Origin of the sequence: Streptomyces scopuliridis, from assembly GCF_042790125.1 — a bacterium.
GTDB classification, from domain to species: domain Bacteria; phylum Actinomycetota; class Actinomycetes; order Streptomycetales; family Streptomycetaceae; genus Streptomyces; species Streptomyces scopuliridis_A.
Genome location: NZ_JBHTZS010000012.1, coordinates 145,099 through 162,321, shown reverse-complemented (window position 1 = coordinate 162,321; position 17,223 = coordinate 145,099). Strand labels below are relative to the sequence as shown.

Genomic DNA, 17,223 nt, shown 5'->3' with positions numbered 1-17,223 from the left:
ACGACCCACACCAGAAAGGAGGTTGAGGACATGGCGGAGGAACGGTTCACCCGGCGCACCGTGACCGTGGTCATGGCGGTCATCGCGGCCCTGGCCTTCGTCTTCTCCTTCGGCAACGTCTGGGCACTCGCCCTGCGGCTCGGTGTTCCCCACCCGATCGCGCCGCTGATCGCCCCCATGGTGGACCTGTCCGTCGTCGGGCTCCTGGTCGCGCTACGGTTCCTGGCCCTGCGCGGCGTGTCCAAGGCGGAGTTGAAGGCCGGTACCCGGCTGCTGCACCTGTGTGGCCTGCTCACCCTCGCCCTGAACACCGCCGAACCGCTACTGACCGGACGCTACGGCCGGGCCTGCCTGGACACCGTCGCCCCGCTCCTGCTGCTCGGCTGGGGCCACGTCGGCCCCGCCTTCCTCGCCCAGTTCCACACCCTCACCCACCCCACCCCGCACCTGGAGGCCGCCACCCCCATCTCTGCACCAGTGCCCGACGAAGCACCCCCACCCGAGCCCCCGACGCCCGCCCCGGCTCCTGCCGCCGCTCTGCCCGTCGCCGTCGCCAAGACGCCCCGGCCCGTCTCCGCCCCGGCCCTGCCGGTCGCCCTGATCGACTCAGCCCGGCGCATCGCGGACACCCACCACGCCGAGCACGGAACACCCATCACCGCCGCCCACCTGGGCACGCGCATGGGCGTCGCCCTGCCGGTGGCCACCGCCGCACTCGCTCAGCTCTGAGTCCCGGCCGCCCCCAGGCAATTCCCCCTCTCTGAACCCACGCCCGCCAACGGGTCTGGTTCGCCATGCCCCGAGCAGCACCAACACGCCTACAGATCCGGCTGGTTGCTGCTCGGGGCCACCCACCCGAGCAGAAGGGACACGCCCCAAATGGTCACCCTGGACCTGCGCCACGTGGCAAGCCCCGCCGTACGGGACCTGCTCCACCTCGTCAACCACCCCGACTTCGACCGCGCACAGCAGCAGATCGAACACCTCGGCGGCTGCACCGAACCCGTCCGCCTGACCGGCCACACCACCACCGTCGACACGGCGACGGGTGAGGTACTGCGCTCCTACACCACCGCCGCCGAACCCACGGGCAGCCTGCTCACCGCGTGCGGCAACCGCCGCGCCTCACGCTGCCCGGCCTGCTCCCGCCTCTACGCCGCCGACACCTACCACCTCATCCGCGCCGGCCTCTCCGGCGGCAAAACCGTGCCCGACACCGTCCGCACCCACCCCCGCGTCTTCACCACCCTCACCGCCCCCTCCTTCGGCCCCGTCCACAACCGCCCCACCACCCCCGGCGGCGACATCCGGCCCTGCCGCTGCCGCAAGCTCCACGAACCCACGGACGCCCTGATCGGGACGCCGCTGAACCCCGCGACGTACGACTACGCGGGCGCGGTCCTGTTCAACGCCCACGCCTCCGCCCTGTGGGCCCGCTTCACCATCTACCTGCGCCGGGAGATCGCCGCACGACTCGGCATGACCCAGAAAGCCGCCCGCGCCGTCCTGCGCGTGTCCTTCGCCAAGGTCGCCGAGTACCAGAAGCGTGGTCTGGTCCACTTCCACGCGGTCATCCGGCTCGACGGCCCCGACGGCAGCACCCAGCCCCCGCCCCCGTATGCCACCGTCGCCGTGCTCGCCGACGCCATCCGGGCCGCAGCCGCTCGCGTCCGGGTCACCGTCGTGTCGGACGCGATCGGGGAACGCGAACTCACCTGGGGCGAACAGCTCGACGTGCGCGAGATCGCCGCCTTCGGTACCGACGCCGAACTCACCGATCAGGCCGTCGCTGCCTACGTGGCCAAGTACGCCACCAAGTCCGCCGACGCCTCCGGCGCCCTCGACCGCGCCCTGTTCTGCCGTCCCTGCCAGGGACGCGGCGCCACCCTCCTGCCTCACGGAACCCCGCTCCCCTGTACCACCTGCGACGGCACTGGGCAGGCCCGGCCCCTGCCCCGCCTCGCCGTCGCCCAGCACATGCGCCAGATGATCCGCACCTGCTGGGAACTGGGCAAGCTCGCCGAGTTCGCCGATCTCAAGCTCTGGAAGTGGGCGCACATGCTCGGCTTCCGGGGCCACTTCTCCACCAAGTCCCGCCGCTACTCCACCACCCTCGGCGCGCTGCGCGACGCCCGCCGCGCCTGGCGTACTGAACAGGCCCGCGCCCGTGCCGGCCTGCCCGAGTCCGACCCGACGACCACGCTTGTCGTCGGGCGCTGGGACTACCTCGGCTCTGGTTACAGCCCCGGCGCGGCCCTCCTCGCCGTCGACGTCTGGCATCGCAGTGAACTGGAAAGGCAGTTCGCGGCCGAAGGGGGTTGCTGATGACCTCGCCCCCGCTCGCCGTCCTTCACGCGGAGGTGACCCCGGCGCTGGAGCTGCTCACGGTGCCCCAGGTGATGGCCCGCCTTCAGCTCGGCCGCTCCGCCGTCTACGACCTGCTCCGCTCCGGACAGCTCGCCTCGATCACCCTCGGCCGCGCCCGCCGAATCCCCACCCACGCCCTCACCGACTTCATCCGCACCCGCCTCGAACAGGAAGCCGCCTGATGACCACACCCCGCGACACCCCCGCCTCCCGCCGCGTCCGCGCCAACGGCGACGGCACCGTCTACCAGCGCAAGGACAGCCGCTGGGAAGCCGCCGGATACGTCCTCGCCCCCGGCAACACCCGCCGCCGCGTCCGCGTCTACGGCACCAGCCGCAAGGAAGCCCTCGCCAAGCTCACCGAGAAGATCGCCAACAGCAACCGCGGCCTCCCCATCCCGTCCGCTCAGGGCAGCCTGGCCGCGTACCTGACGTACTGGCTGGAGGCCGTTGCCGTCCACCACCTCCGCGAGAACACCCACACCCGCTACTCCGCCTGCGTGAACAACTACCTCATCCCCGGCCTGGGCAAGAAGAAGCTCACCAAGCTCACCGCCAAGGACGTCCGCACCTGGCTCAACCAACTCCGCACCACCTGCCAGTGCTGTGCCCGCAACATCGACGCCGGCCGCGATCAACCCCGTTGCTGCGCCACCGGAACATGCTGCTCCAAGCGGCTCTCCCCGCTGACGCTGACCTACATCCACTCCGTACTCAAGTCCGCCCTGGAACACGCCGTGCGCGAGGAGGAGACCCCGCGCAACGTCGCCCGCAACGTCCGCACCGGCACGCCTCGGCCCCGACGCTTCGAACCACTCACCGCTGAAGAAGCCCGCCAGTTCCTCGCCGCCGCGAACGAACACCGGCTGCACGCCCTGTTCGAACTCGCTCTCCACACCGGGCTCCGCAAGGGCGAACTCCTCGGTCTCCGCTGGGAAGACCTCAACCTCGACCGGGGCACCGCTGCCATCCGCCGAACATTGCAGCGCACCAACACAGACGGCCTCACCGCTTTGCCAACCAAGACTCGGGCCTCCGAGCGCCGCATCGCCCTCCCTGACCGCTGCATCCAGTCGCTGAAGCACCGCCACGAAGAGCAGCAGCGCGACCGTGACACGGCGGGCGCCGAGTGGCAGCACAACGGGTACGTGTTCACCACGCCGCAGGGAAGAGCGATCGACCCGACCAACCTCACCCGGACCTTCACCACACTCCTCCGTAAGGCCGGCCTCCGCCGCATCCGCTTCCACGACCTCCGACACTCCACCGCCACCCTGCTCCTGGAACAGGGCGTCGAACTCGTCGTGATCAAGGAACTCCTCGGCCACGCCCACATCGGCGTCACCGCCACCGTCTACGCCCATGTGCGACTCCGCCTCCAGCGCCAGGCCATAGACACCCTCGGCACCGCCCTTGACATCCCTGGCAACGACGAGTCGACCCGCGACAACGGCGATGACCCGCCGCTGTGCGGAGCCACCGTCCACTGACGTTGCCGTCAGCTACTGCCGTCACTCACCGCAGAAGCCCCGCCAGGACACACCTGGCGGGGCTTCAATTTTGCTACTGCCATCCAACACGTGGATTGCAGGATCGGGCCGTGAGGCTACACCTCACCCTCCAGCCAACGATCGAATGGTGCGGCCTCCGACAGGTCGGACTTAATCGCCTTCAACCCCCGCGCGAAGTCTTCGGCCAATTTCGAGAGCATCGCGACTAGCTCACTTTGCGCAATGCTCTCGAACTCTGGGTTTGGAACCCAATTGGTCCGCGACTCGCAGTGAATCATCACCAGGTCCTCGCTTGGACGGAAGGTCAAAGTCCTCTCGATACCCTGAGAGTAGAGATCCACCTCGACTTCGCGACGTTCACGCACACCCGCTATCAGCGACGGGAACTGCTCCATGAAGGCAGACAGATCATATCCGATATCGAGCGGCCACTCATCGTTCCCGAAACCGCCAATGTGGAATCTGCTGCCTCCAGCATCGGAGAGAGCGCTACACGCCTCCATGACGAGGGTTTCGTAATCGTCACCCGGCTCCAGACTTGCTAGAGCAGGAGCCGCAGCACCAGACTGCACGGCCGGATTGAACGACACAGAGAAGCTCATCTCTCCAGCCTCCTAGTTCGGGCCAATAATCGGGAATCCCGTCTTGTACAGTCCATTTGGACTCGGGACGATGGTAGCTGCCCGCGCTTGGACGATACTCCCATCCGGCATGATTACCTGCCCCAACCCATCCGGAATGCGCACCGACCTGGGACCGGCCCCTTCGACATGGAGTCCCTTCAAGAACCCTGCAGCGCCGTCATTATCCAGCCATTGACCCTGCTGATTCCCGGTACTACGAGCGCGATCGGTCAGAGCCTTCGTGTTCTTCGCTCCGGCACCATGAGTCTTGAATGTGTGCCCCCACGTCTTCACGCTATTGGCGGCCCAATTTGTGCAGTTGCTGTTGTGAACGAGTACCGGAGTCTGCCCCGCCAGCACATAGTACGTGTGGAGGTCGTCCACGGTGAGGTTATAGGTCCGAGCATGCCTGGTGGAGGCTCGGTTCGCCGTGACGATCACCGTGTCGCCGTCGTCGGTGAGCAGCGTCATGCCGGGCTTGAGTTCGGCTGCTCCGAGCCAGGCCTTCTCGGAGGGTGACCAGAAGGGGTGCTCGTAGGTCGCCGTAAGTTGCTCGATGCCGGCGTCGGTCGCGATGGACAGGGTGTTGAAGTGCTTGTCGTCCTCGGTGACGATGAGGCGCGTTACCTCACGAGGTCCCGACTCTCCCGTCTCGGGGTCGGTGGCCTGCACGGTGTCACCGAGTTCGATGTCTTCGATGTCTTTGGTCGTTCCGTCGGCCATGAGCACGTCGGTGCCGGCCAGGAAACATTGGTTGCACCCGGATCCCCGGTTACTGCTCCTCCCCTTCCCTCCGGCCGCCCTTACGCCCCCGCCCGGCCCTTGCGCGAATATTTCCGACATACCGGCGATAATTGCTGTTTTACGGAGTTCGGCTCCGTCGGGGCACTTTACGTCGCCGCACGCAAAGGCGGCCAGGTTGGCGAGTGTGTACGGATCCGGGTATTCCTCCAGGCACTCAAGATCACCCCCGCACCACTTCTCCACACGGTTGTAGAAGGTTTTGATGAATGCCTTAGTGACCTTCGGGGTCCAGTTGACGGGGATTTTCAGCCCCGCGTACACATTGATGTGCCCATCGCCGTCATTGTCTTTGTTGTTCGAGCTTTCGTTCCACCAGGCCCCTGCACCGTTAGTGGTGGTTTCACCGCCTCCACCACTGCCTTTGCCTTTGCCTTTGTCTTTGCCTGGGCCGTAGCCTTCCTCCCAGGCTTCGCCGCCCCCCGTGCACTCGAAGGTGATACCGCAGACGGTCCCACCAGGGTCCCTGAGGCCGCTCGGGTCGCTGTGGGTGAGAGGTGTGTTATGGGCGTAGCTGTAGCCGCTGAGGGATTCGGGGTCGCTCGTGTCGAGGAGCGGGTCGATGGAGATGAAGCGGCCTATGGCCGGGTCGTATTCGCGGGCGCCCAGATGGGTGAGGCCTGTGGCCTTCGTGTCGTCGGTGCCGCCGACGAAGCCCCTCGTACCGGGCCAGGCCTTGGGGGTGTCGCCGCGGGGTGCGCCGAAGGGGAGGGCGCGGCGCTGAGTGAGGGACAGGTCGGCGGCGTTAATGGCGAGTTGACCGGTGCCGTGGTGGTCGGCGATGGTGAAGGACCAGGTCCCGTCGTCGTTCTGGACTCCGGCGTGTCCGCCGCCGAGTTCGACGTAGCGGGTCGCCTTCGCCTTGTCCGCACCGTTGGGCAGGACGACCTCGGTGTGTCCCAGGTAGAGCGTGGTTTCCGTACTGGTGCGGCCGATGAGTCGGTTACCGTCGGCGTCGTAGAGGTAATCGGTGGTCTTGGTACCTTCGGTGACCTTGGAGAGATGCCCTTCGGCGTCCCAGGTGAGTTTCTGACCTGGGCGACCGGTGGTGTTCCCCGTCTGGTCGTACGAGTAGTTGTCCGTGCTCGTGCCGGTGGACGTGGTGTTGGTGACGGAGGTCAGTGAGTGGGCCAGCGGCTTGCCCGCTCCGGGGTAGGCGTACGTCCGTTTGATGTCCTTTGCCGTATCACCGGCCGGGTTGTGCTGAGTTTCGGTCGCGCGGTTGCTGGCCTTGTCGTAGGTGAAGCTCTGCCAGTACGGGGCGGGGCCGGTGATCTTGCCCGCCTCCGGGGTGGCGGTGCACTGGGTTGTGTTCTGTGTCCACGCTTCTGTCAGGCGGCCGAGGTAGTCGTAGGTGAAGCACTGGTTGTCGGTTCCGGTGCGCGAGACGTCGGCCATCGACAGGACGTTGCCCGCCTCGTCATAGCGGTAGTTGACGTTGCGGTCGACGCCGTTCTGCTCCTCGCGGTCCACGCGCGAGCTGGCGAGCCGCTGGGTACCCCACTCGTAGGTGTTGTTGACTTGGGTCTTCTTGCCGCCGTCGGCCAGGTTCATGGCGTACTGAAGCGGTTTGCCGGTGAGGCTATAGCTGATGCTGCTGCTGATCCCCTGGCCGAAGGTGCCGGTGAGACGCAGAGTCCGGTCGTCGTAGCCGTACGTGATCGCGGAGCCGGGCAGGGAGCCGGCCGCGGAGTAGCTGACTCCTGACAGCAGCCCGGACGGCTTGTAGAGACTGCCGGCCTGGTAAGTGCCCTCGAGCTTGCCCTCGGCGGCGGGGATGACGACGGCTGTCTTGATCGCTCGGTAGAGCTCGTCGTAGCTGGTGACTTTGGAGGTGTACTCCTGGCCGCCGCTGTAGCGGGTGGATTCGGCGAGTTGCCCCTTGGCTCCACTGATGGTGTCGTACACCCATGCGGCGCGCAGGGTGCCCGTGGCCGAACCTTCGCGCAGTGAGGTCTTGCGGCCAAGGTTGTCGTAACCGCTGACGAGGGTCGTGCCGCGCGCGTCCGTGGAGGAGATGAGCTGGCCGCGGTCATCAAAGACGCTCGTCGTGGTGCCCTTGTCCGGGTCGACGGTCTTGGTCTGGCGGCCGAGTTGGTCGTAGGTGAAGGTCCAGTCGGCGCCGGCCGGGCCGGTCATCTTCGCCAGTTCACCACGGTGTGTGTAGGCGTAGGACGTGGTGTCGTAGGGCGCGTCGGCACTGCGCTGGTGGTGTTGGAGGAGTTGGGTGGTCCGGCCTCTGGCGTCGACGACCGCGGTCGTGGCGACGCCGCCGACCGGAGGGATGATGGTGCTGCGGTCGCCGCTGTAGAGGGTCTTGATGGTGTTGAGGACAGTGCCGCCCTGGCCGTCTCCGGCGATCTGACGGGTCTCGGTCGCCCGCCCCAGTCCGTCGTAGGTCGTGCGGGTCTGGGTCTCTACCGACAGGGCATCCTTGGGCACGAACAGTTCGCGCGACGGTGCGCCAACGATGTAGTACGGCGCGAACGTCTCTGCGGTCTGTCCGCGCTCGTCGTAGAAGACGTCGGTAAGGATGCTGCCGCCGTCCGGTCCGGGCGTCTGGGTCTGACGCTCGCGGAGGAATCCGTCGTAGAGCGTGTAGGACGTCAACTGCCCGCCCTTGTTGTCGAGGACCTTGGTGGCAACGACGGTGGGCTTGCCCTCCTCGATGAGGTAGCTGAACCCGTAGCTGGGAGTCTGAGTGTTACGCCGGTCGGCGAGCCAGACCTGTGTCGTGCGGCCGAGCGCGTCGTACGTGGACTCGGTGACCTTGCCGTTGGTGTCGGTCAGCTTCACCGGTAGCCCTCGGGGTCCGAGGTCCTGCGTGGTGGTCTGGGCGGTGGAGGTGTCCCCCGCCTTGGCGGGCGGGGTGGTGCTGCTGACCTGGGTGGGCAGGCCGGTGGCCGGGGTGAAGGCCGTCGTAGCCGTACGGCCGTCGCCGCGGACGCTGCGTACCGGTACGTCGTCGCCGACTGCCGTGACGTTCGCGGTGAGGTCGGTGGTGGTGAGTACGCGTCCGTAGGTGTCGTAGGTGGAGCCGCTCTCCAGGTAAGTGGCCATAGTGCCGTTGTGGCTCTTGAGCGTCGCCGTGGCAGTGACGTCGCCCTTGGTCGGGGCGGCATCGTAGGCGCCGCCGTCGTAGGCGGTTCGGACGTCACTGAGGACGTCCTTCGTGCGGTCGGGTGTGGCGGCACAGGTCGCGGCGACGGTTTCGACGCGGGAGACCCTGTTGAGGAGGTTGTCGCCGCCGTCGGCCGCGTAGCTGGTGCGGGTGCACTGGTTGTCGGAGATGGTGGCGTGGTCTCCGAGGTCGTGGACCTCGATGACGCGTCCTGCGACGGTGTCCCGCTTCGTGGCGGTGGAGGTGACGCGCCAGGATGCCCCGGCCCCGTTGTCGAGCGACTGCCACTTCTTCGTGCTGGAAGTACCGGTGAAGTTGGCGGTCACCGTGCCCCAGTCACGTACTTTCTTCGCTGTTTCGTGATACCAGGGTCTGCTGACCGATTTGGCGAGAACCTTGCCGTCGGGCTTGTCGAATGTGACCGTCTTGTAGCTGAGGCCGGCCACGGAGGGGTGATCGGTGATCGGATCACCCTCGCCGTCGCCCAGAGAGACGGACACGGACTTGGTGCCACCGCTGATGTTCTCGCGGTCGCCGTCCATGCCCCGCAGGAAGTAGGTGTCCTGCTGGGATTTCATGGCCTCGGCACCGCTCTGGCCGCCTGTCTGGACCCGGACGTGGCCGTAGCCGCGCCACTGCGACCAGGTACGGTGCTTCTCCTTGGTCAGGCCGTCGTCTTCGTCGAAGTGCCAGGCCCCGCCGTCCAGATACTGGTAACGCGTCACGCTGTGGGGCGCGCCGCCGGTGCGGTCGATGGCAGTGACGGAGGTGACGACATACTTGTTGAACCACTGCATGGGTTCGTTCGAATCGCTGTCCCCGATGTACTGCGGGAAACAGCGGGTGGTGTTGGTCTCCGGTTTCGGCAGTGCGTTCCAGTCACAGGTGGGCGCTGAGTAGTTGACGCCGATCTGCCCTCCGGATTCATCGAACACCGTGGAGAGACGATCCTTGACGAACGGGGCGTAGCCGTCTCCGGTCTTGTCGAGACGGTTCTCCAGTTGGGTGTAGGTGAAGGTCGTTTTCGGCAGGGTGATGACGGGAGTGGCAGATTCGCCGGTGTGCTGAATGGAGTCGAGCAGCAGTTGATAGTCGATGTCGGCCATGCCCCAGCGGTGGCCGAGGCGCCAGGTATCGGTCTGCGCGTAGGTTCCGTCGGCGGCCAGGATCTGCGTGGTGACCTGGGTCAGGCGCTTGCGTGTCCAGAAGGACGGCGAGAGCCTGCCGTTGTCACACTTGGTGCCGGACGGGCAGTTGAGGTCCCACGGTGTGTCGTACCAGTAGAAGGCTTTGTCACCGATGGTGGACGGTTCGCAGGTGACGCCGGACTGCGGGAGGCAGCGCTCGGCGCTGGTGAAGGCGACCTGCGCAAGCGGCTTGTCCGCGAACATGCGGTTGGACTTCAGTCCGTAATCAATACGCTTGAGGTACCCGCCACGCGTGTAGGGCGTGTCATCTTCGGCCGTGAGGTTGCGGCCGTAGGAATTCTCCTCCTTCGTGTAGTGGTAGGCGATGGCGTTGCCGTGGGTGTCGACGACGTAGTCGAGGTTCCAGCGCCAGGCCTGCTGGCACCACGAATCCTTGAAGGTGGCGGCGTTGCAGTATTCGCCGGTGTTGTTCCCGTAAACGGGGGTGGTCCAGGTCGAGTCTGTGGTGGCCTTGCCGTCCGTCCAGCCGGGGAGCCGGTTGTAGCCGAAGTAGTAGCGGATGCCGTCCGGTGCGGTCAGGCGCCAGTACTCACCGTCATCGTCACCGTTGCCCCGGTTGACGGACCTCAAGCGGGTGATCTTGGTGCCGTCGTCCTGCTTCAGCTTGAACTCGTCCTTCCCCGCGGGGACGAGCTCGCCGCCTTTGCCGTTGAGGGAGAGGAAGGCGTTGTCGTAGGCCCAGCACAGATCGCCCGGCTTGCTGCCGTCGGCGTTCTTCTCGCCGTCATCGGAGCAGGGCTTGTAGCGGCGTTCGATAGAGCCCGGCCAGAGATCGAAGCCGTCACCGGCCCAGGAGCCCTGGTTGTTCGTGCTCCCTGTCCGTCCGTCGATGGTCCCCGACGCGTACGAGAGCCCGACCTTGGGCAGGAGGCTGCCGGGAACATCCGGGACAGGCATGTCGTAGGACCAGGCGAAGTCACCGGAGTTGAGGTTCGTGGACCACGAGGCGGACGCGGACAGCGCGGTGGCCTTGTAGTCGCCCTTATCGCCTTCGGCGGCCGCGACGGCCGCGAGGACTGTGGGACTGCCCGACGCCATGAGCTGGACAGCGGGAGCTGTCAGGGTTTGCGCGGCGGTGTCGTTGGTGGCGGTGACAGGGGTGGTGGTACGGCAGGCGTCCTTGGCGGGGGTGGTCAACGCGCAGGCCGGCAGCGTTACCAGCCGCATCCGGGCACCGTACGAACCACCGAAGGCTCCGGCGAATTCCGCGTAGTCGACACTGACCGCGACCGCGGTTTTCCTTACGCTCTTCGCGGCCGGCTGCGGGGCGCGCACCGTCGGCTCAATGCTGAAGAGCAGGCCCTTCACGCCCGCTCGTTCAGCCTGCGCACGCCCAAAAACGCGCGTGGCGACGGTCGACGGTACGGCTCGGTCCCCCGTCGCCCTCGTACGTGACGATGTGGCCGTCCCGGACGGGTCGGGGGCCGAGACGGAAAGGGGGGTGTTCTCGGCCTTGGCGAAATGGGCCTTTCCCCGGGTGTCGGCGCTCGGCACGCGCACGTCAACGGAGGTGGCGTCCGGCCAGGAGGCGTGTGGTGCCTGGCGCGGGCCAACTGGCTGCTCGGACCGGGCACGGGGAACGGCCTTGGCGCTGTAGGAGCCCGCGACCGGCTTCTCCGCGTCCGGAAGACCGGGCAAGTTGCTGCTCGCTGCCTGAGCCGGTATCGCGGCACTCTGCAAAATGGAGGCGACCATCACCGTGGAGACGGCCAGAGATATCCGCCTGAGCGGACGTTTGGGAAGGCGTGGGATACGGGAGCTCATGTGGGATTCCATCGCTGCCGGGCGCCGCGTGCCCGTCGGACAGGCGTGGCGCGAACGGTGAAATAGGGGAAAGGAGTCGAGCGTGCTGCTGGGCCCCCGGGCAACAGGGCTGGGTGCGGCCCGGTCAGATATCAGCTGCCGGAGGGCACCTCAGTGGGGATGTCGAACCACGAAGCGGCCAGCTTCTCAACCTGTATGTCGCTGAGGGCACCCTGGAACGCCCACACGTCGTCCACCGCCCCGGGGAAGTACTGGCCCCAGCTGCCCGCCGATTTCGCCCTGCCAACCTGGAGGGATTTGTCGGCCTTGAAGGTCAGTACATCGTCGGCCCAGGCAAGGAGGTCTTCGCACGCGGGGTCGTCCGTCTCACCGTTAGCGTCGTCGTCACCGCACAGGGCTGTCTGAAGGACACCGTTGACATACAAACGGGCCTCCTTGGCAAACCCGTCGTAGACCACGGCCAGGTGGTTCCAGTCACGCACGTCGTAGAATTCGCTGTTGCTCACTCGTCGAACCGACGCTTCGGTGCCATCCACATCGGGAAGGGCCACCTCCCAGTACCCCAGCCCCTCCGGGTCTTTGGCGTCCGGCACGAAGCGGAGGTTGAACGCGCTCTGGCTGACGCCTTCACCGCTCACTACCGACACTGTCTTCCCTGGCACTGCCGCGGCCTGGGCCCAAGCGGTAATGGTGAAGCTGGAGCTGGTCTCGATAGGCGCAGAACTCGTGGCCGCCGAGTCGTTGACGCCATCCAGTTCCAGTCCACTGGAGTCGATCATTCCGGCGCCGAGTCGTGCTCCGCCGGACAGACTCATGGGGTTCTTCTCGTCGGACAGATCAGGCGTGGTGACAGGTGTGCCGTTCGTGGTCTCCTCGAAGTTCCACCGGCCCTTGAGCACCGGGCTCTGCTTGAAGAGCTGCTGTACCTCCCCGGCGGAGACCGGGCGGTCGAAAAGCTTCACCTCGTCGATCTGGCCGGGAAAGAAAGAGCCGGGCTGGCCTTCGTAGGAGCCGGCGCCGATCTGCACCGGTCCTCCCGCGTACCAGGTCTCGGAAACACTGGCCTGGCCCGCCTCGACACCGTTGACGTACAGCGTCAGCTGGTTAACGACCGTGTCGTGCACACCTACCAGATGGGTCCACTCACCGCCGTAAGCCGTCTTGCCATCAGCCTGCATGGCCCGGATCGCGCCGGAATCGGACGTGTCCGAGACGAACTGGTTGAACACCCACCGGTCGTAGGCACTGGAGTAGTACAACTCGAAGCCGGATTTGTGATCCCCGGCCTGGGTGGCGATGATCCCGGCGTGGTCGGGCTTGGACTTCGGGAGCTTCGCCCACGCCGAAACAGTGAAACTGCGCCGGTTGTTGACATGCGGGGCCGGGGCAGTGGCGTAGTCGTCAACGCCATCCAGGGTGAGTGCCTTGCCCTCCATGCCGGACTTGCCGAGCACCGCGCCGCCCTTGAGCGTTGCCGGATGGACGTCGGCGCGGCCTGTGATCTGGGTGGCGTCGGCGGGCTCGTCCATGGGGAAGACCGCGCGGGCCGGGCGTCCCGTTCCGATGGGCTGCTTGGTGTACAGCCTGGTGACCTCGGTCGCGGTGAGCGGCTTGTCGTAGATGTGGACATCGTCGATGGTTCCGGGGAAGAAGGATCCGGGCTTGCCGCTGTAGGAGCCGGCACCGATCTGGAGGCCCCGCCGGGCGTCCCACGGGTTTGTGTACGGGGTTGTGCCGACCAGCTTTCCCTGGACGTACAGCTTCAGCTCACCGTCTGTCTGGCTGTACGTTCCGACCAGATGTGTCCACTCACCTGCGGTCACCCCGCCCGGCGTTGGGGCCATGGCCCGCACCGCGTTGGAGTCCGGAGTATCGGAGAGAAACTGGTTGAACACCCAGCGGTCGTAGGACTTCGAATAGTAAAGCTCGAAGCCCGGGCTGTGGTTGCCCGGTTGTGCCGCGATGATCGCCGCGGTGTCCGGTGTCTTCGACAGCTTGACCCATGCCGCGGCCGAGAATCCGCTCTCCGTGGCCACGGTGGGGATGTCCGTCCGCGCATAGTCGTCGACGCCGTCGAACGACACCGCCGTACCCAGCCGCCCCGGCACACCAGGGGTGGCACCACCGCGCAGGTCGGCGACGCGGTCGCCCGCCGTACCCTGCGCCTGACTCGCACCTGCCGGATCGTCCAGGTCCCAGGCCGCCCGCTCGGGCTGCCCCGCCCTGACCCGGAAGAAGTGGGTATACGGCTCGCTGCCGTTGCCGGCGGCGTCGAAAGTCCGAGCGATGACGAAGTTCAGCCCGGGCCGGGGAGGAAGAATGTGCATGCTCCGGGCCGCGCCCGCAGTCGTGGCGACCGTATTCTTCGAAGACGCGTCGATGTTGACTCCGAACCAGTACTTCACCACATCGCTGTCGGCCGCCTTCAGCTCGAACGTGCCGTACTTGCCCATGCCGTCCAGCCAGGGAGCATCAGGATCCTCGGGATCCGAGTAGGGATACTCGCCTGATGTGATCGACGGAGCCTTCGGCACCTTGGTGTCATACACGAAGTAACAGCCGGTCGGACTGCCCACGGTCGACCAGGGCGAGTACTGCGCTCCGTCGTACGACCGCGCGTACCAGGCCACTTGTTTGTCCTTCGGCACCGACGTCGGCAGGCTGATCGCGAAACTCGACCCGGATGCCATGGCGGTGGTCCGCGCCGGACTCCAGCGCGCGACCATGCCCTTGCCGTCACCCGTGTCCCAGGATGCCTGGAACTCCACGGATACGTTGTCGCCATCCGGATCGGTCACGTTGTTCGCATAGATCTTCCCCAGCGTCCGTATCCTGGCCGCGCTGTCCGGTTTCGCGCACATGCCGCCGTACTCCATCATCAGCTGCGACATCTTGATCTGGGGCGGCGGCCGGTTGTACTTCACCCGCAGGAACGCCTTGTCCGAGAAGCGCTTCCAGCCGTACTCGTCGACCTCGCTGGCCGCGCGAAGTCCGAACGTCATCGTGGACCACTTGCCGTTCGCGGCCTCCTGCACCGCGGACTTCACATCGAACTCCGCGTCCTTCGCCGAACAACCCTCATAGCCGTACGCGAACGACTCCGACCTCAGCTGCTTGATCCAGAATCCGGAGACGTCCTGCGAATTCCACGTCGTGGACGACGAGATGTCCTTCGTACGCCACAACTCGACGCTGCGCGACGAACACGACGCCGACCACGTGTTACGCACCACGAACTCAGCGCTCAGGATTGACTTACCGGCGAACTTCGAGGTCGGAATCCGGTAGAAGAGCCGCTTCGTGTCATTCGGCTGGCAGTAGTACCAATTGCAGTAGCCCAACCCCGAATCCGAGTCGCCGTTGAACTTCCACTGCGGCGACGACGCCCAGTACTTCGACGCCATCGTCCACGCCGAAGCCCTCGGCGAGTACCACTGCGGATCGATGAACACCGGGTACACCGTGTCCGCACCCGACAGAACATCCGCGTCCGGCTTCAGCACCAGCGCATCGCCGGTTGCGGGCACCTCCACACCGACAGCGGCCAGCTTGCCCGACTCTCCCGCGCCGGGCTCGCCCCCGCCGTCCCCGCCATCGGCGGCCTCAGCCTTCCGCAGCCGGGCGGGAGTCGCGCCGTCGCCGGACGGAGTGCTGGAATCCCACATCATGGGCTTCGGCGCCTCGAACACCGCACTCTGGGCACCCTGGTCGACCGCCTCAAGACCCCCCTCGGCCGTCTCACGGACATCCACGCCCTCAGCCGCGAGGTCCAGACTCAGCTCGGCGAGCTTCTCGCTCGCCGCCGCCTCGGCCGTCTTGACCACCAACAACTGCGTAAAGCCGTCTTCCTGCGCACCCATCCGCAGGTCGACACCGGGAAGAATGTCACGGTAGGTGGCGGTGGAACCGCCCAACTCCGGTACAGGCAACGATCCGGGCCAGGAGAGAGCCACCTCGCGTCCAGCCTTCTCCAACCGCACCAACGGCCCATCACCCCCGGCGGAGAACCGCAGCCCTACCGTGCTGACCTTCGGGGAAACCTCCCCGTCCGCGGTCCTGGTCAGCTCGGTATCGATCGGCTTCCACTCGCCCGCCACTCGAGCCCGCACCGGCCGCAGATACTCGCGGGCCTCCAAACTGCCATCGGGGGTCGCGAACACATCGCTGCGCTCACCCCGCAGCGAACCCACTTCGACGGGCTTGCCCGAACGTTTCGCCTCGGCGAGCGCGTCGTCCGTAGTGGCCTCATGGGGGCCCGCGCCATCGTCCACACCAGCGGCCCGAGTGACGCCGGGCAGATCCGCCGGCGACTGTGCGGCAGCGGGCAGAGCTGACAAGGGGAGAAGCCCAGCCGCCAGCACGACGCCAAGGCTGCGCACCAGCCCGCCCACAACCCGCCGGCCACGTCCGCGTCTCCCCGTCCGGACGCCCCGACTCCCCCACCCCGCACCCATGATTCCCCGCCCCAACTTTCACAGAAGTCATACAACTTCGCAGAGTTAAAGGCCTGTAGCACAGGGTTGTCAATAGCGATCAAGCTACCCACCGAACTCGCTCTCCCCGTCCGCGCCACAGGCACTCCCGAAGCGGGGCCGCCAAGCACAACAGGCCCGGTGCTGATGGCTCAGCACCGGGCCTGACCTGAGTGGTTACGCCGGGTCGATGCGGGAGACGGTGCCGCCGATGGCGAGCACGTACAGCTCGCCGTCGCCGCCCTCCACGAACGAGATGACCTCGCCGCCGTTGACTCCGAGGTCGCTCTCGCCGGTCACCTTGCCGTCCTTCATCCGCAGAGCGCGGACGGTGCCGTCGCAGTAGTCGCTGAACAGGTACTGCCCCTTGAGGCGGGGGATCGCGTCGCCGCGGTAGACGTATCCGCCGGTCACCGAGCAGCCCAGCCCGTTGCGGTCGTACTCGTAGACCGGCGGTACGTGGTTCGCGGGCTCCGTGCCGCCGCGGAAGGGGTGGTTGCCCTCCATCTGGGACCAGCCGTAGTTCTCGCCGCCCTCGCTGTCCGCCGGGGCCCAGTCGATCTCCTCCCAGGCGCTCTGGCCGACATCCGCGATCAGCAGGTCGCCCGTGCCCGCGTCGAAGGAGAACCGCCACGGGTTGCGGAGCCCGTACGCCCAGATCTCGTCCCTCGCGTTCGGGTCGTTCACGAACGGGTTGTCCGCCGGGATCGCGTACGGCTCGCCGCCGCTCGGGTCGATCCGCAGCAGCTTGCCGAGCAGCGTGTCGAGGTTCTGGCCGTTGCCGTGCGGGTCGCCGCCCGAGCCGCCGTCGCCGAACGCGATGTAGAGATAGCCGTCGGGGCCGAACCTGATGTCGCCGCCGTTGTGGTTGGCGTACGGCTGTGTCTGGGTGAGCACCGTACGCCGGGTGTCCGGCTGGATCTCGCCGTCCTCCATGGCGAACTCGTCCACGGTGCTGGTGCCTTCGAGGTCCGTGAACGAGATGTAGAAGTGCGCCAGCTCCTTGTCGAACGCGATGCCCAGCAGGCCGCGTTCGCCGTCGGTGGTGGTCTCGTCGGATATGTCGAGGACAGGCTCGCCGAGCCCCTGATCGTCCAGGACCCGTACGGTGCCCGCGCGTTCGGCTATCCAGACCGTGTCATCGGGCCCGGCGGCGCCGGCGATGGGATTCTGGGCTGTGGCCACCTTCTTGAGCGTGACCTCCACCGCCTTACGCGGGGCGACGGCCTCGTCGGCGGACGCCGTGGTCAAGGCTAGGGAAGCAATGAGACAGATGGTGCCAATGATCGCCGAGCTTCTGGTGCGAACTTTCACCGTGGCCCTCCTAGAGGCGGCGAATGGGGGGAACCCGGCTGCC

8 protein-coding genes are annotated in these 17,223 nt (G+C 66.6%); 4 read left to right on the top strand and 4 right to left on the bottom strand.

Features of this window, described 5'->3' with window-relative positions:
- Positions 1-30: 30 nt before the first annotated feature.
- The 4 genes from ACFRKB_RS20420 to ACFRKB_RS20405 all read left to right on the top strand — a co-directional run bounded on the left by ACFRKB_RS20420 (position 31) and on the right by ACFRKB_RS20405 (position 3,856).
- On the top strand, positions 31-729 hold the full coding sequence (locus tag ACFRKB_RS20420; RefSeq protein ID WP_383107517.1) for a DUF2637 domain-containing protein: 699 nt from the start codon (positions 31-33) through the stop codon (positions 727-729).
- A gap of 150 nt (positions 730-879) precedes the next feature.
- Positions 880-2,325 carry a replication initiator gene (locus ACFRKB_RS20415; protein WP_383107516.1) on the top strand — a complete coding sequence of 482 codons (1,446 nt, stop codon included), beginning with the start codon at positions 880-882 and terminating at the stop codon, positions 2,323-2,325.
- Positions 2,325-2,549: a helix-turn-helix domain-containing protein gene (locus tag ACFRKB_RS20410; protein ID WP_383107515.1), complete on the top strand. Its 225-nt coding sequence runs from the start codon at positions 2,325-2,327 to the stop codon at positions 2,547-2,549. The genes ACFRKB_RS20415 and ACFRKB_RS20410 overlap by 1 nt, the downstream gene beginning before the upstream one ends.
- Complete coding sequence (locus ACFRKB_RS20405) at positions 2,549-3,856, top strand: tyrosine-type recombinase/integrase (protein ID WP_383107513.1); 1,308 nt, start codon at positions 2,549-2,551, stop codon at positions 3,854-3,856. The genes ACFRKB_RS20410 and ACFRKB_RS20405 overlap by 1 nt, the downstream gene beginning before the upstream one ends.
- A 116-nt stretch (positions 3,857-3,972) precedes the next feature.
- On the opposite strand, the gene ACFRKB_RS20400 is transcribed toward ACFRKB_RS20405, so the two are convergent.
- From ACFRKB_RS20400 to ACFRKB_RS20385, 4 genes are all read right to left on the bottom strand, one after another.
- Positions 3,973-4,479 (bottom strand): hypothetical protein, encoded by a 507-nt coding sequence (locus tag ACFRKB_RS20400; RefSeq protein WP_383107511.1) that lies wholly within the window; start codon positions 4,477-4,479, stop codon positions 3,973-3,975.
- 12 nt (positions 4,480-4,491) lie between these two features.
- Positions 4,492-11,325 (bottom strand): polymorphic toxin-type HINT domain-containing protein, encoded by a 6,834-nt coding sequence (locus ACFRKB_RS20395; RefSeq protein ID WP_383107639.1) that lies wholly within the window; start codon positions 11,323-11,325, stop codon positions 4,492-4,494.
- 200 nt (positions 11,326-11,525) lie between these two features.
- Positions 11,526-15,848 (bottom strand): LamG-like jellyroll fold domain-containing protein, encoded by a 4,323-nt coding sequence (locus ACFRKB_RS20390; protein WP_383107510.1) that lies wholly within the window; start codon positions 15,846-15,848, stop codon positions 11,526-11,528.
- 195 nt (positions 15,849-16,043) lie between these two features.
- A complete protein-coding gene (locus ACFRKB_RS20385; protein WP_383107508.1) occupies positions 16,044-17,180 on the bottom strand; it encodes a PQQ-dependent sugar dehydrogenase in 1,137 nt (378 codons plus the stop codon).
- Between the last annotated feature and the right edge of the window lie 43 nt (positions 17,181-17,223).